General features: G+C 41.2%; 19 protein-coding genes and 1 tRNA gene. 10 read left to right on the top strand and 10 right to left on the bottom strand.

The annotated features are described in order from the left end of the window. Window positions 1-44: 44 nt before the first annotated feature. The gene (locus QXI54_04535; protein ID MEM0302421.1) at window positions 45-1,610 is read right to left on the bottom strand and encodes a tRNA uridine(34) 5-carboxymethylaminomethyl modification radical SAM/GNAT enzyme Elp3; all 1,566 of its coding nucleotides are present in this window, start codon (window positions 1,608-1,610) and stop codon (window positions 45-47) included. A 52-nt stretch (window positions 1,611-1,662) separates the two neighbouring features. Here QXI54_04535 and QXI54_04530 point away from each other — a divergent pair. Continuing rightward, a tRNA-Ser gene (locus QXI54_04530) sits at window positions 1,663-1,744 on the top strand. Between the two features lie 151 nt (window positions 1,745-1,895). Here QXI54_04530 and QXI54_04525 read toward each other — a convergent pair. After that, entirely contained in the window at window positions 1,896-2,315 is a 420-nt protein-coding gene (locus QXI54_04525; protein MEM0302420.1) for a hypothetical protein, read from the bottom strand. Between the two features lie 223 nt (window positions 2,316-2,538). Here QXI54_04525 and QXI54_04520 point away from each other — a divergent pair, with 223 nt between their 5' ends. Continuing rightward, window positions 2,539-2,997, top strand: coding sequence for a hypothetical protein (locus QXI54_04520; GenBank protein MEM0302419.1), 459 nt, complete (start codon window positions 2,539-2,541; stop codon window positions 2,995-2,997). Window positions 2,998-3,163: 166 nt separating this feature from the next. On the opposite strand, the gene QXI54_04515 is transcribed toward QXI54_04520, so the two are convergent. Continuing rightward, a complete protein-coding gene (locus QXI54_04515) occupies window positions 3,164-3,469 on the bottom strand; it encodes a putative toxin-antitoxin system toxin component, PIN family (GenBank protein ID MEM0302418.1) in 306 nt (101 codons plus the stop codon). Then, complete coding sequence (locus QXI54_04510) at window positions 3,448-3,708, bottom strand: AbrB/MazE/SpoVT family DNA-binding domain-containing protein (protein MEM0302417.1); 261 nt, start codon at window positions 3,706-3,708, stop codon at window positions 3,448-3,450. Before QXI54_04510 ends, QXI54_04515 begins: the two co-directional genes overlap by 22 nt. Before the next feature lie 319 nt (window positions 3,709-4,027). Between QXI54_04510 and QXI54_04505 the strand changes: the two genes are divergently transcribed. Genes QXI54_04505 through QXI54_04480 form a run of 6 tightly spaced genes read left to right on the top strand, consistent with a single transcriptional unit; the run spans window position 4,028 to window position 8,914 of the window. Continuing rightward, window positions 4,028-5,317: a tRNA (N(6)-L-threonylcarbamoyladenosine(37)-C(2))-methylthiotransferase gene (locus QXI54_04505; protein ID MEM0302416.1), complete on the top strand. Its 1,290-nt coding sequence runs from the start codon at window positions 4,028-4,030 to the stop codon at window positions 5,315-5,317. Further along, window positions 5,280-6,107 carry a radical SAM protein gene (locus QXI54_04500; GenBank protein MEM0302415.1) on the top strand — a complete coding sequence of 276 codons (828 nt, stop codon included), beginning with the start codon at window positions 5,280-5,282 and terminating at the stop codon, window positions 6,105-6,107. Before QXI54_04505 ends, QXI54_04500 begins: the two co-directional genes overlap by 38 nt. A 54-nt stretch (window positions 6,108-6,161) precedes the next feature. Further along, entirely contained in the window at window positions 6,162-6,554 is a 393-nt protein-coding gene (locus QXI54_04495) for a metal-dependent transcriptional regulator (GenBank protein MEM0302414.1), read from the top strand. Continuing rightward, window positions 6,527-7,441 carry a zinc ABC transporter substrate-binding protein gene (locus tag QXI54_04490; GenBank protein ID MEM0302413.1) on the top strand — a complete coding sequence of 305 codons (915 nt, stop codon included), beginning with the start codon at window positions 6,527-6,529 and terminating at the stop codon, window positions 7,439-7,441. Before QXI54_04495 ends, QXI54_04490 begins: the two co-directional genes overlap by 28 nt. Beyond that, window positions 7,417-8,136, top strand: coding sequence for a metal ABC transporter ATP-binding protein (locus tag QXI54_04485; protein ID MEM0302412.1), 720 nt, complete (start codon window positions 7,417-7,419; stop codon window positions 8,134-8,136). The genes QXI54_04490 and QXI54_04485 overlap by 25 nt, the downstream gene beginning before the upstream one ends. Then, window positions 8,129-8,914: a metal ABC transporter permease gene (locus QXI54_04480; GenBank protein ID MEM0302411.1), complete on the top strand. Its 786-nt coding sequence runs from the start codon at window positions 8,129-8,131 to the stop codon at window positions 8,912-8,914. Before QXI54_04485 ends, QXI54_04480 begins: the two co-directional genes overlap by 8 nt. On the opposite strand, the gene ppsA is transcribed toward QXI54_04480, so the two are convergent. From ppsA to nth, 4 genes are all read right to left on the bottom strand, one after another. After that, on the bottom strand, window positions 8,906-11,152 hold the full coding sequence (gene ppsA / locus QXI54_04475; protein ID MEM0302410.1) for a pyruvate, water dikinase: 2,247 nt from the start codon (window positions 11,150-11,152) through the stop codon (window positions 8,906-8,908). The two genes, QXI54_04480 and ppsA, sit on opposite strands and share 9 nt — an antisense overlap. Window positions 11,153-11,192: 40 nt before the next feature. After that, window positions 11,193-12,344, bottom strand: coding sequence for a 3-hydroxyacyl-CoA dehydrogenase NAD-binding domain-containing protein (locus QXI54_04470; GenBank protein MEM0302409.1), 1,152 nt, complete (start codon window positions 12,342-12,344; stop codon window positions 11,193-11,195). A 68-nt stretch (window positions 12,345-12,412) separates the two neighbouring features. Beyond that, complete coding sequence (gene xth, locus QXI54_04465) at window positions 12,413-13,174, bottom strand: exodeoxyribonuclease III (protein MEM0302408.1); 762 nt, start codon at window positions 13,172-13,174, stop codon at window positions 12,413-12,415. Between the two features lie 22 nt (window positions 13,175-13,196). Then, on the bottom strand, window positions 13,197-13,826 hold the full coding sequence (gene nth / locus QXI54_04460; GenBank protein MEM0302407.1) for an endonuclease III: 630 nt from the start codon (window positions 13,824-13,826) through the stop codon (window positions 13,197-13,199). Window positions 13,827-13,871: 45 nt separating this feature from the next. On the opposite strand from nth, the gene purM reads away from it, so the two are divergent. Together purM and QXI54_04450 are read left to right on the top strand one after the other, a co-directional pair. Further along, window positions 13,872-14,855, top strand: coding sequence for a phosphoribosylformylglycinamidine cyclo-ligase (gene purM, locus QXI54_04455; GenBank protein MEM0302406.1), 984 nt, complete (start codon window positions 13,872-13,874; stop codon window positions 14,853-14,855). Continuing rightward, window positions 14,800-15,480: an N-glycosylase/DNA lyase gene (locus QXI54_04450; GenBank protein MEM0302405.1), complete on the top strand. Its 681-nt coding sequence runs from the start codon at window positions 14,800-14,802 to the stop codon at window positions 15,478-15,480. The genes purM and QXI54_04450 overlap by 56 nt, the downstream gene beginning before the upstream one ends. Here the strand turns inward: QXI54_04450 and QXI54_04445 are convergent, their stop codons facing one another. Together QXI54_04445 and QXI54_04440 are read right to left on the bottom strand one after the other, a co-directional pair. Beyond that, the gene (locus tag QXI54_04445) at window positions 15,481-17,373 is read right to left on the bottom strand and encodes an FAD-dependent oxidoreductase (GenBank protein MEM0302404.1); all 1,893 of its coding nucleotides are present in this window, start codon (window positions 17,371-17,373) and stop codon (window positions 15,481-15,483) included. Window positions 17,374-17,434: 61 nt separating this feature from the next. Further along, a complete protein-coding gene (locus tag QXI54_04440; protein MEM0302403.1) occupies window positions 17,435-18,247 on the bottom strand; it encodes a DUF362 domain-containing protein in 813 nt (270 codons plus the stop codon). Between the last annotated feature and the right edge of the window lie 9 nt (window positions 18,248-18,256).

Raw genomic sequence — 18,256 nt, 5'->3', positions numbered from 1 at the left:
GTATATAATTTTTTTCGTTTCGCTTTATTTATAAAGTAAAGAAATTAAATTCTTTTTATCATATATTCGAAACTTTTTCGAAATCCCAGCTTTCTATAGTATTCCCTAACGCCGACACCACTTATAACCGCAATTTTATCATAAAATTCCTTTGCGATTTCTTCAGCAGTTTTTAGCAATTTCTCTCCAAAGCCTCGGTGCTGAAAAGCCTGCACTTTTCCAAGTGGTGTAGCCCTTCCATAGATATGTAGCTCTCTTATCAATGCACAGTCCTTTAAGGTGTTAATGAATGGTTTGGACGGAAATCTAAGTCGAATAAAACCGACAAGTGCATCGTAGTCAGGTATTTCGTATGATATAAAGAATTCTCTGCCCTTGGAAGCCTCGTATTCTACTATTTTTAATTCGGCTTTTTTGTATTCATCTTCCTTTACTCCTTTATGTCCTACTTCTCTGCACCTTATACACCTGCATTCTCCTCCAAGTTCCTTTAGTCTTTTCTTGACGAGTTGCCTTATGTTTCCAGCTTTTAAACCTATTGCAATATTTGTGGGTATATCTCTCTGGATTCTCTGAACCCTAACCCACTCCGGGAAACTCATTTTTGCTTTAGCAATCAAATCTACGACTTCCTCAGTGCTATATGGTGTATATTCCCCTTTTTCCCACATCTCGTAGAGTTTTGTTCCCTTTACAACCACTGTTGGGTATATTTTTAAATAATCCGGTTTAAACTCAGGATTTGAAAAAATCTCTTTTAGACAGTTCAGATCTCGATTAAAATCCGAACCGGGAAGCCCCGGCATAATGTGATAGCAAACTTTTAATGCGGAATCTTTGAGCAGTCTGGTTGCTTCGATCGTGTCTTCAACAGTGTGACCCCGAGTTATTCTCTCCAAAACGTCATTATAAATGCTCTGCACTCCGAGTTCCACCCTTGTTGTCCCATATCTCAGCATCTCTAAGATGTGTTCTTCCCTTGCGTAGTCAGGGCGAGTCTCAATCGTTAATCCCACACATCTTACTTTTGCACGTTCATTTTTTCTTTTGGCTTTCTCAAGCTCACTTTCCAGTTTTGCATTCCCTTGGAAGGAGTTGAGCGCATTGTATATGTCAAGAATAAATTTATCCCGATATTCTTTATCTCGAGCGATAAAAGTCCCGCCCATAACTATGATTTCCGCCTTTTCTACATCATGGCCGATCTCAGCAAGTTCTCTCAACCTTGCTGTGACTTGACGAAACGCATTGTAGTTATGCTGTCTTCCCCGCTGTGCTGCTGGTTCGAAGCCTGTGTAGCTTTGAGGGCTGTTAAATTCAACACCTCCGGGGCAGGGAACACATTTACCATGGGGACATGGAGCGGGAGAACTCATTACAGCAACAACTACAATCCCGCTTATGCTTCGAACGGGCTTTAGTCTCAAAATTTCTCTAAGCTTCTCATAAAACTCTGTCCCCTTAGCTTCTTGAAGAATTTCAACGTTTGAGGGAATTTTTGCCAATTTAAAATTTTTTGACATCTCCTTCTTAATTCTCAAAGCTTCTTCAAGATTTTTTGCCTTTGTGGCAATTTCAAAGGCAATTTCTCTGATCTGTTCTGCTTCCATCTCCCTTATCAGATTTCGGAAATGTTTATAAATTTATTCTACTACGATTTCAGCCGGGGTTGCAGAGAGGGACTGCGCCAGCCTTGAGAGCTGGTGCCTTAACGGGCGCGTGGGTTCAAATCCCACCCCCGGCGTATTTATAAAGGTTCAAAACTCGACTATTTCGAGTTTAAGGTTAATGTCAAATTCCGTCTATACATTAAAGCCCTAATCTAAATTCGCAATAAGAAGGAGTTTACTAAGAACCAAGACAAAAAATAGGGGTCGTGTTAGGCTATCTAATTACTACAAGTGTCTGGAAGGATTCGAAAATCCATCTACTTCAATATTAAATCGTGGCTTCTCTCTTCCAATAGTCTCCTTTTTGTCAATGAAAACGTAAAGAGCTCCATCACCAATTTTTATAAAAGCTTTATACCCTCTCTCTCCATACTCGCAGAGCTCATAATTATTTCCTGTTTTCTTAACTGGAAATATGAAGACGCCTGGGGGAGGATAGTATATTATTTTATTTCCCTCATTTATGCCAATTGCATCCCCAAACAAAGAATCTCCGTAAAATGGAATTACAGTGGAATTTGGAAAATCAAAGTTTATTTTTTCGATTGTTTGTGGAGTTATATCTACACCGCTTGTTATAAAATACCTTATTCGATCAGCCGCTGGTTTCAGGACGTCATATAGAAGCGGGGGATATCTAACCACGAATTCTCTCTCGTCGCGTAAGATAACTTGACCTACTCTCTTAAACGTTGGTTCCAGCCTCTCTTGGACCTTGCTTCTCGGAATTTTACGAGATCTAGGGAAATAGAGGAGTCTATTTCATCGAGAAACCTGTCGTTGAGAATTCCGGGCAGTTCAGAAAAATTCTTGAAACCGATGCGGACATTTCGTTGGACATCAGCTTAGATATTCGGAGTTTTATGAGATGATAAGGAAGGAGATCGAATCCGGTTCATTCTATGTCGAAATGGAAATTCAATCTCCCTCCGATCCAAAGGCTGGTCTTATACTCGATACCGGAATACATTTCGTGGATCTGCCGATCTATTATCTCGGTTCTCCAGAAAGTTTTGAGGCTAGGGGGAAAAGGAACTCATTCGATTTAATTCTGCATTACAGTCGTGGTTTCTGGAGGATAACGGGAGAGCTAAAGGACTACTACAGGATCAATTTCTCGGTAAACTGGAAAAAGGGGGTTAGCGATGGAATTTCGATGAGTTTTGACGGAAAGGAGTTCGGGGATCTCGATTTCTATTACGGGGAAATGAAGGACGTTATTCTCTATGCGATGGGCGAAAGGAAAAGACCAAGAATAAGTCTGGAAAGTCTTATGAAAACCTATGAACTCGCATTCGAAGTTGCGGAGAATATGCTTATAGGTTAATAGATGACACTGGAACGGATGAATCCGGAAAAAATTGATGAGGCGAACTCGTTATTGGAACTCGGATCGAATTATTACGAAAGAGGAGAATTCGATGAAGTAGGCTGAAACCCCACAACTTAATTCGAGAGGTCATCATATTAATTCAACTAAAAAGTCAATCGGGTTAAAAAGTCCAATTGTCCTCAGGATCATCCTCAATCACGTTAAATTTCTCCTTTGGATTCACCACTCTTAAAATTTTAAGAATTTCCTCAACAAAGTCTTTCGAACCAATTCCAGAGCTTTCAAGTATTTTCTTGATTTTCGGATATTCAAGAACTCTTGAAATCTCCTTCAAAATCTCGCTGGATGTAAAGATCTCTATTTTATCATCTTTCAGGAGTTCTTCAAACTCTTTGGCAAGGATTTTGCTGAAAAAGATCGAAATCCAGATGTTTGTATCGAGAACTACTCTCGTTTTCTTGCCCATTCAATCGCTTCCGCGATTATTTTCTCCGGATCGATTTTTTCCTTTTCAAGATTGCGGGCAATTCCGGACGCTAAACCGGAAAAGTTGATCTTATCAATTTTTTTGAGAACTATCTCGTCATCCCTCAAGATTAAGGCAAGTTTTTCACCCTCTTTTATTTTCAATTTCTCTCTGGCCTCTTTTGGTATCACTATCTGCCCCTTCTTCGACACTTTCACAACACCTTCCAACTTTTCCATGATTTCATATCTGTTGGAATTGCATAAATAGTTTTACAAGTAAGAAATCAGCGGAGAACTTAATCTATCCTGTTCAATGCGATCCCTTTCCGTCTATCTGAGTTCATTGAAACAGAACAACGGCAGTTTGGATCCCCATCAAAACTTCAACAAGCTCCATTCCAACTTTAAACTTCTCTGAGCGCTGGACTTTTAAGAATCTTTGTCATCAGATCTGGAATTGCTTTGCCTTCTTCAAGCCATATGTTAAAAAATAAACAGCCCAGATATTGCGTAGGCAATAGGTCAAACTTTATTTAACCAAAGACAAAATTATTTTGTGCGTGTAGCTCTGGAAACCTACGGATGCACGATGAATCAGGCTGATTCGGACATTATTAGAGCCTATTTGTCTAAGGAATTCACTCTAACAAATGTAGAAGATGCGGATGTCGTTGTAATAAACTCATGCGGGGTGATCGATTTCACGGAAAGGAAGATTATAAGAAGGATTGTCGAACTAAAGAATGCTGGGAAAAAAATCGTCCTTGCAGGGTGTCTAACAAGAATATCAGAACCCGCAGTGGAACTTTCAGATTCTGCGGTATCACCCGACAATCTTGATAAGATCGCTGACGCTGTAAAATCAGCTTTTAATGGTGGCGTGCGATTTATTGAATGGAAAGATGTTGATAAGAGCTGTTTGACTAAGTTAAGAAGTCGAGAGAACGTAATTGCGATAGTTTCAATATCTGAAGGTTGTCTTGGACATTGCTCTTTCTGTGCAACCAAATTCGCAAGGGGAAAGCTCAGGAGTTTCAGCATTGAGGGAATTCTGAATGAAGTTGAAACCGCTGTAAGAAGTGGCTTTAAAGAAATACAGCTAACATCGCAAGACACTGGTTGCTATGGACTTGATAAAGGAGAATTTCTACTTCCAAAGTTACTTGAGAGAATATCGAAAATAGACGGAGAATTCAGAGTAAGGGTTGGAATGATGAACCCACAGCATGCAAAGAAGCAAATCGAAGAACTGATAAATGCCTTCGAGAGTGAAAAGATATACAAATTTTTGCACATTCCTGTGCAGAGCGGAGATAATAAGATTCTCGAGGATATGAAAAGAGAACACTCCGTAGAAGACTTTCTGGAAGTTGTGGACAGCTTTAGAGAAAATTTTGAAATTACTCTGGCTACCGACATCATCGTCGGTTATCCCACAGAAACCGAAGAATCCTTCTGGAAAACCTATGAGCTTATCGAAAATGTGAAGCCCGATATCGTAAACATAACAAGGTTCTCAAAGAGAAAAGGAACACCGGCAGAGAAGTTGAAAGAAATTCCCGGATGGATTGTAAAGGAGAGGTCAAGAAAGCTTACCGAATTATGCGTAAGAATTGGGTTGGAGAACAATCGGGATTTTTTGGGCAAAGAACTGAAAGTTTTGCTAACAAGTGCTGGAAAGAAGTTCATGCTCGCGAGGTCCAATTCATATAGGGCAATTATAACAACTGGTGAGCTTGGAGAATTCAGAAAGGTAAAAATTGGGGCTTGCAGACACAATTACCTTCTCGATGAAGAATTGGTCAAACATGAGAGTCCTCAAACCCTTCGACCCTTGGAAATCTAAACTCTGCACCTGTGGCTACAAGCTATCCTTCAACCCCTACACGGGCTGTGCTCATCGCTGTGATTACTGCTATGCAACCTATATTCCAAGGTTTTGGGAAGTGAGAGAGAAAAAGGATCTTCTCCGAAATCTGAGGAAAGATCTTGAAGAGCTGAAGGGAAATGAAGTCATCTCGATGTCGAACAGTTCTGATCCTTATCCACCAATCGAGAAAGAGAAGATGATAACAAGAGAATGTCTGAAATTGTTTAGAGAATTTGACGCTAATGTTCTGATTGTTACAAAAAGCGACTTAGTCATTCGGGATCTTGACATCTTGTCTGAAATGAATGCAGTTGTTAGTATGACCATTACGGGCTGTGATCAACTCGAGAAATTCGCTCCTCCAACTGAGAGGAGAATCGTAGCATTCAAAGAGATTTCGGAATTTTTGCCTGTGGTGCTAAGATTTGATCCTATTATTCCGTTTCTGAACGAAAACAGGCTTGAATTGATCGAAATCTGCGAACCTGAACATGTAGTTACTTCAACGCTTAAGCTAAGACGCGATTCTTTTAACAGAATTGCAAAAACCCTTCCATGGCTGGCTGAGGGGCTAAGAAGGCTTTACTTTGAAGAAGGTGAAAAGTTGGGAGGATATTGGTTTCTCAAAAAAGATCTGCGTTTAGAGATTCTCAGGAAAATTGAAGATTTTTGTGAATCTCTTGGGATAAGCTGTGGATTCTGCAGAGAGGGTTTTGAGTTCAAGGCTAAAAGTTGTGATGGAAAGCATTTGCTGAGAATATTTTGATAGTATTTTGAATTCGTAAAACAAAAAGTTTTTACTCCATAGATAACGTTTCTTATGGAAACTAAGTTTATAATTCGAACACTGTTTACTGCTTGGGAAAATGGAGATATTGTCGTTGGACCAAGTTATCTGGCAGAAAAATTGGAAATATCAAAATCAACCGCACAGAAGTTGCTTTTGAAACTTTCTGAGCTTGGGTATGGTATATATGTAGAGAAAAAGGGTTTTATTTTGACTGAGGGGGGCTTGAGAGAGGGAAAAAGGATTGTAAGAAAACACAGACTTTTAGAGTGTCTTCTTGAGGACATAGGTATTGAAAAGACCTGTATTTGTGAAGAAGCTTCAAAAATAGACCTGTCGCTTGGAAAAGAACTTGAAAGACTCATCGAAGAAAGATACGGTAAAAGAGAGAGATGTCCATGCGGAAAACCTATACCGCTTTTCTGATGCTTCTACTATTTCTGGGAATTGGTGAGGGAAAAATTTTTGTTTCAATCCCCGATCTCGAGAAGATAGCGGAGAAGATTTCAGGAGAAGACGTTGAAAGCATTTTACCTTCCGCAATTGATCCGCATTTTTTCTCTCTCAGCTATTCGGAAATTAAAAAATTGGAGACTTCCGATATGGTAATACTTGCGAATTCCCAGTTGATTGGATTTGAAGCAGAAATCAAGAAGATTTGTGAAGAAAAATGCCTCGATTTTGAAGATTACAATGCAACCATTCTCGAATTTCCCGGTGTAGGGCACAATCTGCATGCTTACTGGCTTTTGCCAGAAAATGCAGTGAAAATCGGATTTGCCATAAAGAATAAACTTTCTGAATTACACCCTGAAAGAGCTTCCCAGTTCACCAGAAATTACGAGGAATTTAGAGAAGCGGTTGAGCGTGCACAAAGAAATGCAGAAAAAATAGTCTCGAAAGTTAAGGATTACGACTTTGTAGCTATGGATCCGCACTCCGCATACGCTATTTCTGCCCTTGCCTTGAAGGTCGCATTTGTGTTTCCAGAAGAAATTCCTCCCGGTGGTATGGAAATTCAGAAGCTAAGTGGGCTGAAAAACTGCGTTATAGTTATTGCAGACTACCAGGAGGGAACAAAGATCGGGGAGATTGCTGAGGAGATTGCAAAGGAAAGTGGATGTGGATTCACGAAGGTAAATGTAATGTCGGATCTCGATTTTGATGTTCAGCTTTTGGCAAACGCTGTTCTTCTCGCAAATCCATCCTTCAGAGACTCGGAGAAAAATGAAATTTTGTATATTCTCTCGTTGATAGCTGTTTTAGAAGCGGTAGCTTTGGTGGTGATATGGCGATCAAGGCGAAAAACCTGAGCTATTCCTATGGAAAGCAAAGAGTTCTGGAAAACTTAAACTTCGAGATTTGTGAGAACGAGTTCGTTGCGATCCTTGGCCCAAATGGCGCGGGGAAGACAACTCTTTTGAAGTGTATTCTTGGAACGCTCAAAGCAGAGGGTGAACTTAGGGTTTTAGACTCAGATCCAAGGAAAGATAAGCGAATACTCCGGTTTGTTTCATACGTTCCTCAAAGAAGTTCGTTATCTCTGGATTTACCACTAACTGTCGAAAAAGTTCTATCAATGCGCTCTAAGGAACTTGACTGGAAAATTTTAGAAGATCTGGAGCTTGTGGATAAGCTAAATTTGCTTTTCAGGGAGTTAAGCGGGGGATTTCAGCAGAGGGTTTTAATAGCCAGAGCCCTTATGAACAAGCCAAGAATCATTCTGCTTGACGAACCTTTCAACGGAATTGATCTTGTAAGCCAAGAAAAGATTCTGGAAATGCTCGAAAATGTTGATGCCACAATTTTGATCGTTCTACACAACATAAACCCTGTTTTGCATACATTGGACAGAATAATGCTCCTCAATAGGGAGATAATTGCGTTCGGTAAAGCTGATGAAGTATTTAGAAAAGAAAACATGCTAAAGTTATACAAGACAGAAATTCCTCTTGTAATCTGCGAAGAGGGATTTATTCATCCTTTATACGGTGATCACCATGGATAGAGTTTTGATTTCGATCATCCTGATTTCATTACTCATCTCTATTGCTGGAAATCTCGCGGTTTTCAGAAAAGCATCTTTTTTAATAGCCGGAGTTGCACATTCAGCACTTGCTGGAGTGGCATTATCTTTGCTTCTCTCATCTTTGAGTTTGAACGTTGATTATTTCTTCCTGGCATCTGCATTTGCAATTGCCTTTGCAATCCTTGCCTCACTATTTTCGAAGTTCACAGATATAGACACAGGAATAGCGATTTCCTTTGCTTTATCCATGGCTTTAGCTGTAATATTTCTTTCAGCAGTTCGCAGTATGTCTGCAAAAATATGGACATTCCTTTTTGGAGAGCTTATGCTTGTAACAACAGAGGATTTAGCTTATCTTACCTTTTCTGCACTATTGGTTATCTTCCTGTTCGGTATGTTGTATGAAAAATTCATATTCTTTCTTTTTGACCCTGAAAGTGCTCAGGCATCCGGGATAAACATAAAGCTCCTTGATATCATCCTTGTTGCGATAATTGCAGTTTCGGTAGTTGCAGTTATAAGATCAGTGGGTGCTATTTTGGCCTACTCGATATTCGTAGCCCCTTCTGCCATTTCAAAAGAAGTTTCCAAGAGTGTAAAACAAAGCTTTATTATAGCCTTTGGAATAGCTCTTCTTTCATTATTGCTCGGTATCTCGATTTCAATGTTAATTCCGATTTCTGCAAGTGCTCTATCTGCTTTTATTGCTTCAGCACTTTATCTCGCAACATATTATATAAAAAATAGTTTATTTTAGATTTCGAAGCTTCTCAAGAATTATCTTTCTCTCAGCCCTCGCAACCACTTCTCTTATCTTCTGGACCATATCTGGATTTGCAGAGACACTATCGATTCCCATCTCTACGAGCTTTTCAACCACGTGCGGATAACTTCCTGCTTGTCCACAAATCGACGTCTTAACTCCATGCTCTTTGCAGATTCTTATTGTTCTCTCAATGAGCTTCATAACTGCTGGATGCGTCTCATCGTAGAGATATGCGACGTTCTCGTTGTTTCTGTCAACTGCAAGAGTGTATTGAGTTAAATCGTTAGTTCCGAGGCTTATAAAGTCTATGCCCTCTTTAATAAGATCTTCGATGATCAGCGCTGCAGCAGGAGTTTCGACCATGATTCCGAATTCTATTTTGTCAAGCGGAATTCCCTCCTCAATTGCAATTTTCTTTGCTTTTCTGATTTCTTCCGGACATACGATTAGCGGAAGCATTATACCTATGTTTGTAAACCCTTCATCGATCAATCTCTTTATTGCTCTCATCTCCGCCCTTAAGTGCATCTCCTCAGCGAGATCTCTTCGAATTCCTCTGAATCCAAGCATCGGATTGGCCTCAATCGGTTCGTCCTCTCCGCCTTCCATGGCTCTGAATTCATCTGTAGGAGCATCTATTGTTCGGATCCACACGGGCTTGGGATAGAATGCCTTCACGACCTTTTTCATCTCGTTGTAGATCAGCTCGATGTATCTATCAATTTCTCCATCTTTTATAAATTTCATTGGATGTTTCTCAAGCGAGAGTATCATGTGCTCAATTCTGAAAAGACCCACACCATCTGCGTTTGTTTCCTTTGCTACCTTTTCTGCTGCGTCTGGTAAAGAAAGATTTACTTTGACTTCTGTGGCCGTAATGATTGGAGAAGCCGAAACGGGCTTCATTTCTTCTTTTTTGGCGACTTCAAGCTTTCCTAAGTATACTATTCCCTTCTCTCCATCGACAGTTACCACCATTCCATCCTTAAGTAGCTTCGTAGCGTTTTTAGTTCCAACAACCGCTGGAACTCCGAGTTCTCTAGAAACTATTGCAGCATGGCAGGTCATCCCTCCTTCGTCAGTAACAATCGCGGAAGCTCTTTTCATTGCTGGAACCATGTCAGGAGTAGTCATTACAGCGACGAGAACATTACCCTCTTTGACTTTTGAGATGTCTTTCTCGCTTTTTACAATTTTAACTTCGCCAACCGCAAAACCGGGAGAAGCTCCCAAACCCTTGAGCAAAATTGTGCCCTCGTCAACGATCCCTGTCTTTTCTTCCTTTACCTCCTTTATAGTTGTTATCGGTCTTGATTGGACTATATAAATTTCCTCTCCCTCAATGGCCCATTCAACGTCCTGCGGCTTTCCATAGTGCTCCTCTATTATTTCACCGAGATCTACAAGCCTTCTAATTTCTTCGTCAGATAAAACTCTTTCTTTTCCCTTTTCCCCAAGTTCTACTCTTTCATTTCCGTTCTTTCTAACGATCATGAACTTCTTTTCTGCAACTTTAACCTCCAAAAGCTTCTTATTTACTCTATCGTAAACATAAGTGTCTGGCGTGACAAGTCCTCCGACTATAGCTTCACCCAATCCAAATACAGCTTCTATTATGCACTTTTTTTCTCCAGTTACAGGATGAGATGTGAACATGACTCCGCTCTTTTCGCTGTTGACCATTTTCTGAACTACAATCGCAATGCTAACGTCTTCATGCCTGAAACCCTTCTGAACGCGATAGTAGATCGCTCTTGGCGTAAAAAGGCTTCCCCAACACTCTTTAACCTTGTTAACAACTTCATCTTCACCCTTTACATTAAGATAAGTGTCCTGTTGTCCTGCAAAGCTCGCATCAGGCAAGTCTTCTGCAGTTGCTGAACTTCTTACTGCTACATACACGTCTTTTCCATTTCCAAGCTTTTTGTAAGCCTTTTTTATTTCTCTATCGATATCCTCGGGGATTTTTGCTTCTCTAATTAACTTTCGAATTTCCTCAGAAATCCTATTCAGTTCTTCTGTGTTCTCAACATTCAGATCGCGAAGAAGGTTGTATATCTTGTCTTTTAAATTTGTTCGGCTTATAAAATCTCTAAAAGTCCTCGCATCGACTACAAAGCCATCAGGAACAGGAATTTCAATTCTCATGAGTTCACCAAGATTTGCTGCTTTACCTCCAACGATTGAAATATCGTTCTTATCCACATCGCTCAACCAGAGCACTGGCATTGGATCACCGAAAAGAAGTTCGTTCTTTGTTTAAAAATTTTTATTTAAAGTATTGTTCAAGCAATTCTCTAAGCTTTCCCATTCTAATCGTTTCAGCAGGCTCGAAAATCCTTTTTCCGAACCTTTTAGCGAGTTCTTCAAGTCTTTTTGAGATTTCAACATCGCTATATTCTCTGGCAAAATCAAAAGGACCCTTTTTTCTTCCATAGGCCAATTTTATTGCTGTATTAATTGTCTGCGGATCAGCAATTCCGAGTTCGACAAGCTTTGTCGCCTCGTTTATTTCCAAAAATATGAAGTCTCTAACGTCAACCCTGTCAGTGGCCTTGCTCAGATCTATTTCTGGTCTTGTGCTCCAGTCATAGAATCCTTTTCCGCTTTTCTTGCCGAGCTTCCCCTCTTTAACCATTTTCTCGAGATATCTGGGCTCATAATCTGGACTGAGATTTTGAGCGTAGTATTTCATCGCATTGCACACTACGTCCAAACCAAGGTAATCCCAGAGTTCAAACAGCCCAATCACGTTTCCCGCTTTTCTGTATGTAGCATCAACTTCTTCAGGCGTTGCAATGCCATTTTCTATGATACAAAGCCTTAACACAGAAGTGGGAGCAACGACTCGATTCACAATGAATCCTGGGGTCTCTTTGTTCAGCACTATTGGCGTTTTCTTTAGTGTTTTGAGAAATTCAATGCAGGTGTTTAGAGTTTCGTCGCTCGTCTTTTCTCCCCTTGTTAGCTCCACGATCTCCATGATAACAACGGGTGTGAAGAAATGCATTCCAATGAACCTGTCTTCCCTCTTCGTAGCCTTTGCGAGCTTAGTTATGCTCATAGTCGATGTATTGGTGGCAAAAATGCACTCTGGCTTTGCAATCTTATCGCACTCAGCAAAAACCTCGACTTTCTGCTCAAAGACTTCTGGAATTGACTCAATGAGCAGATCAGCATCCTCAACGGCGGTTTTCAAATCAGTGGTTGGGTGAATTCTTGAAAGAACTTCATTTGTGTCTTTTATAACACCTTTTTTCTCCAGTTTGAAAAGACCGTCAGTAATCCTTTTCATTCCCTCCTCCAACGAACTTTGCCTTCTCGCCCTGATCCAAACTTCATAGCCAGCAATAGCACAATTTTCTGCAATTCCATGACCCATTTCCCCTGCTCCAAGAACTGCTACCTTTTTAATTTTCATAAAAATCCAAGATCTACAACTTTTTAAAGTTTTTGCCTATTTCAGGAATTCAACAAAAAACAAATTTCTCATTCTACGAATTCAGCTATCATAGGTAGGTGATCTGAAGGCTTCTCCGCGAGCCTTGGTTTTAGATCTACATCACAGCGCACACATCTCTCTGCAAGACTTTTTGTTGCGAGGATCGCGTCGACTCTCCATCCAAGCCCCCTCTCGATCGCTCCTTTGACTCGGTAATCGTAGAATGAGTAGACTTTTTCATTCGGATGCATTTTCCTGAGCAAATCAACGAAGCCAAGATCTAATATCTTCTTATAAGCTTTCCTTGCGTCTTCGTGGAAGCAAACATGGTTTTTAAGCTTCTCTGGGCTGTGAACATCTATTGGCTCCGGAGCAACGTTCATGTCCCCACAGATCAGAATTCGATCACTCAGATCAAACTTCTTGATCCATTCGTAAAACCTTTCGAGCCATTTGAGCTTGTAAACGTATTTCTCGCTATCTATGCTGTATCCCTGTGGCACATAGACGTTGATCAGCTTGAGATCTCCGAAATCCGCAAAGATCAGCCTGTCCTCATCTTCGCCGTTTAAACCAAAGCTTACCTTCAGAGGCTCCTTAAGCGAAGCAATTGCAACTCCGCTCTGCCCTCCCTTGCCCCTAAAAACGACATGATAGCCAAGCCTGATAAAATCCGCAGAAGGAAATTTTCTGTCCTCAACCTTTGTTTCCTGCATGCAAAAGAAGTCTGGCTTGTTCTCTTTTAGCCACGGAATTACGATGTGGAGCCTTGAATTTATGGAATTCACGTTGAAAGTTGCAACCTTCATGTTATTCATTCTGCAATTTAAATTAAAAATCTTTTCTCAAAGCAAAACTCTTACAAAAATCCTTTACAGGGCATTCATTGCACTTTGGATTCCTTGGCAAGCATAAAGTCTGTCCAAAACCTACAAAAGCAGAGTTCAACCTATTCCAGAGCTCTACTGGGAAGATCTTCTTCAATCCCTCCTCCGTTTGCTCAGGTTTGCTTGTATTGACAAGCCCAAGTCTATTTGCGATTCTGTGCACATGGGTGTCGACTGCAATCGCTGGCTTCCCCATGTAAGCTAAGACTATGTTTGCGGTCTTTCTTCCAACCCCGGGCAATGCTAAAAGCTCTTCCATGGATTCCGGGAATTTTCTATTTTTAAGCAATTCCGCGATCTCCTTTATTCTCTTTGCTTTGACTCTGTAAAAGCCCACAGACTTTATTAGATTCTCGATCTCCTCAGCTTTCATATCTGCAAGCTCTTCGAGCGATTTAACCCTAGAGAAAAGCCTTTCAACCGCTCTTGATGTTTGCTCGTCTCTCGTTCTTGCACTCAAAACTGTTGCGATCAAGATCTGCCACGGCTCAAGCTTTACATTGTGCAGAAAGATTGGAGCATTTCTTTTCTTTGCCTCATTCTCCATGAGATCGAGTAGCTTCACGAGATCCATGCTGAAAATCGAATAAGTTTTTAAAAAGTTCTCCCGATTTGGGCTATGAAGTTCGATTACGCTAAAGCAGGAGTTGATATAAGCAAAGCTGAAAAAGCGATAAGCTCCTTGACAAGCATAGTCAAATACACGAGAAAGGGCTTCGGAGAACCTATTCTCGTATCGCATTACGCTGGAGTTGTCGATTTGGGTGAATACGGTGTTGCAATAACCACAGATGGTGTTGGCACGAAGATACTTGTGGGGATTGCGATGAAAAAGTTCGACACTCTCGGCATTGACTGCGTTGCAGTGAATGTGAATGATTTACTTGCAATCGGTGCAGAGCCACTGGCAATGGTAGACTACATTGCAATGCAAAAAATTGACGAAAACATCGTTGCAGAAATTGCTAAAGGGCTTGAGGAGGGCTGTAGAATTGCTAATATAACCCTTGTTGGCGGAGAAACTGCGACGCTACCTGAGATGATCAATGGCTTCGATTTGGCGGGGACAGCAATCGGAGTTGTTAAAAAGGATCGAATAATAACAGGCAAGGCAGTAAAGCCTGGCGACGTTATTATGGCTCTTCCGAGCTCCGGGATTCATTGCAATGGTCTTACTTTGGCAAGAAAAGTTATTGAGGCGAATGGGCTTAGTTATTTCGACAAATTCGGGAATAAGACTATTGGGGAGGAATTATTGACGCCCGCAAAGATCTACATGGAAGTTCTCGAGATTGTCAAGACCTGTGAAGTTCACGGACTCGCTCATATAACAGGAGGAGCCTTTAGAAAGCTAAAAAGACTAAGAAAGGACGTAAAATATGTCATAGATTCCCCGCTTAAACCTCAGGAGATCTTTAGGTTTATTCAGAAGCTCGGAAACGTAGATGAACTTGAGATGTATCGAACTTTCAACATGGGGATGGGTTTCCTTGTCATAGTTCCCGAAGATCAGGTTAGCTGTGTTGAAAAATTCGGGGCAAGGAGGGTTGGCTACATTGAAGAGGGAGAAGGAGTCTTTGTCAAAGATCTCAGACTTGACTGAGCCAGAAATCCCAGAGGTTTCTGAAGAAGTCTGGAATGCGATCCGTAGGAGGATCAATGAGTTTGAAAAGCTTGGCAATAATGGAGCAACGAAATTCGACTTCAGACCTTTTTTAGATCTTAAGCTTGAAGCGACCATAGAGAGTGAGCTTGCATTTTGCATTTCAACAGCGAATTCTTCAGCAAAAGCGGGTTTGAGATTTCAAAAGCTTTTAGAGGACAAAGAAGTCACAAAGCTTGAGGTTAGAGAGATTGAAGAACTTTTAAGGACTGCTGGCGTAAGATTTAGCAGAAAAAAGGCATTATACATTGTGAATGCACTAAAAAAATTTAAAGAAATAAAACTTCCTGAAGACGAGAAAGCAAGAGACTTGCTTGTAAATGAAATCTATGGCTTTGGATTCAAGGAAGCAAGCCACTTCCTTAGAAACACTGGTAAAAAGGAATTTGCAATTCTCGACAGACACATTTTAAGGTGGCTCGGTGTTGAGCACAAATGCATGAGCAGAAAGAGATATATTGAGGCAGAGAAGAGAATGCAGGAGATCGCATTTAAAAATAAGCTAAGCGTTGCTGAGCTCGATCTTCTCGTTTGGTTCTCAAAAACAAAAATGGTTTTAAAGTAGTCAGATCTTCAAGGCGAGCTCAAATGCCTCCTGAGTTGCATCAATTGCCTTTCTCGGTTTTAGGCAATCTCCTATCTTATAGATCTCAGGGACTTTGTCTTTAAGCTGGTCGTATAGCCCATCATTTGGCTTTGTTCCTACCGCAATCACCGCGGTGTCGCATTCGATCTCTTTTCTGCCTTTCGGGGTTTCAACCACAACCGCGTTCTTCTTGATCTCCACTGCCTTTGTTTCAGTAAGCATCTCAACTCCTTTCTGGTTCAGATAGAGCAGAACAGTCCATCTTGTGCTAATTCCTATGTCCTGACCGATCTTCGGGAGCATCTCAATTAGCGTAACCTTGCATTTGTCCGCAAGCATTGCTGCGGTGTCGCAGCCAACACCGCCAGCTCCAATGATCACGACTCTCTTGCCAACTTTAGCCTTACCGCTTAGAACGTCAAAGGCAGTTACAGCGTTCTCAACTCCCGGAATTTGCGGAATTAGCGGGCTTGCCCCAACCGCAATGATCACAACATCGGGCTTTTCTGCAAGAACTTTTTCAGCTGTCGCTGTTGTGTTGTAGCGGATCTCGACGCCAAGCTTTGGAAGAATGTTCATGAAGTATTTGCCGAATTCAGCGAACTCATAAGCGAGGGGAGAGCTTGAAGCGATGTTAAACTGACCTCCGAGCTTGTCTGTTTTCTCAAAAAGAACGACTTTATGCCCTTTCATTGCAAGATATTCTGCAGAAACACACCCACCAGGACCACCGCCTACTATTACCACCTTTTTCTTCTTTTCAGCCTTCAAGTTCCTGAGCTCGGCTTCTCTTCCTGCAGCGGGATTTACAAGGCACGTAACTGGCATTCCCTGCATAACGTTATCCATACAGCCCTGATTGCAGGCAATGCAATACCTTATTTCATTTGCCCTCCCCTGCTTAGCCTTATTTGGGAACTCTGGATCTGCAAGCAGCGCTCTGAACATCGCAACCATGTCCGCTTTGCCCTCTTGCAAGATCTTCTCAGCTATGAAGGGATCGTTAATTCTGTGAGCTATGATCACGGGAACGCTTACAGCCTTCTTTATTTCCTCGCCAAGATATGCAAATCCCCCTCTTGGAACAAGCATTGTAGTTAGCGGTCTTCTCGACTCATGCCAGCCCGCCATGACGTTGATCGCACAAACACCAGCGTCTTCAAGGATCTTCGCAATGATCTTCATTTCCTTAACAGTATTTCCCCCCTCAACAAACTCGTCGCCCGGAATTCTGATCATAACCGGATATTTTCCGCACTTCTCCTTGATTCTCTGAATGATCTCAACTGCAAATCTTGCACGGTTTTCTATGCTTCCTCCATACTCGTCCTTCCTTTTATTTGTCGCAGGGCTGAAGAACTGCGAAATAAGATAACCTGCAGAACCTATTAGTTCGACCGCATCAAATTCCGCCTTTTTTGCTCTCACCGCAGCGTCCGCAAATTCCTCCTCAATCTTGAGAATCTCTTCCTTCGTTAATTCCCTCGGAGTCCTTTTGCTGAAGATTGGCGGGGGAATTGGCGATGGGGCAACGGGGGTTCGATCTGGATCAAACGAGATTTCATATCTGCCAGGGTGCCAGAGTTGAACCGCGCACTTCACATCATATTCGTGGAAAACCTTTGCAATTTCAGCAAGCTGAGGAATATATGCGTCATCATGAATTGCCAAGCCACCGAAGAAATGTGGCTCGATCTTTGCAACTCCAACAATTGCAAACCCAATACCTCCTTTTGCACGCTCTCTGTAGAAATCGAGAAGTCTGTCAGTAATCCCACCATCTGGTGTATGATAGTTCAATTCCGCAGCTGGCAAAACGATTCGATTCTTTATTTTCATTCCCTCGATTTCGATTGGTTCAAAAAGCTTCATAGCTACGATCTTTTAACCGCATATAAAATCCTTTCGATTTCAGTCTAAAAAACTATAGCACTCAAATAAATCTGCCAAACAATCGGTTTAATAATGAAAGCGAGTATTTCTTAACAGCTAAATTGCCTTCTATTTCTATTTCGTTTTCTCTAATGCCAAAGCTGTCCATTGCTAAACGAATGTGCTTTATGTTTCTTGGATTGAAACCCATTAGCCGTGCACAAACCACATCGCATGCAACAACATCGTCGCTTGCAACCATTACTCCGTGTTCCAGCGGAACTGTGCTAGATTCAGATTTGTTTCCACCGATTATTCCATCAACAATTGTTAGCTGTGGTCTTGTAAATTGAAGAAGATCGACAAGCTTTTGGCTTATTCTCGGATGCATGTAAATAGCGGGCTTCTTAAGAAAACCCATGTTGTTCTTTATTCCTAAGGTTACAATGGTTTTATGATGAACTTTAAGCTTTGGAACGCTAATGTATCTGTTTCTCGCTTCCAGCGCAGTTTTAGCCATCTTAACAGTCTTAAGAGCTTTTCCGTTGACCTCAACCTCGACAAATTCGTCTTCGTTCAGATTTATGCATTTAGCCAAGTTGTTTAAGCCGAAAGCTTCGAAACATTTCTTTGCAGTATATTTATAAAACCCACCTTCAATTATTGTTAACTCGTGCCCATGCTCTTTTGCGACCTTTAGTATTGCCTCTATTAACTTTGGGTGGGTAATGCAGCCAGTGCTTGGGTCTGTGAACTTCAGAAAATTCGGTTTCAGATAAGAGCAGTTTTTGAATCCAAAAACATCATACACTTTTTCCACAAAGTCTCCAACCTTTTCGTAGCTTTCAACATTTTCAACAATAACTTTCGGCATAGTCGTGGA

The organism is Archaeoglobaceae archaeon (assembly GCA_038734275.1).
Taxonomy (GTDB): domain Archaea; phylum Halobacteriota; class Archaeoglobi; order Archaeoglobales; family Archaeoglobaceae; genus WYZ-LMO2.
Note: the sequence above shows the minus strand (reverse complement) of the source record. Positions and strands in the feature narration are given on the sequence as shown.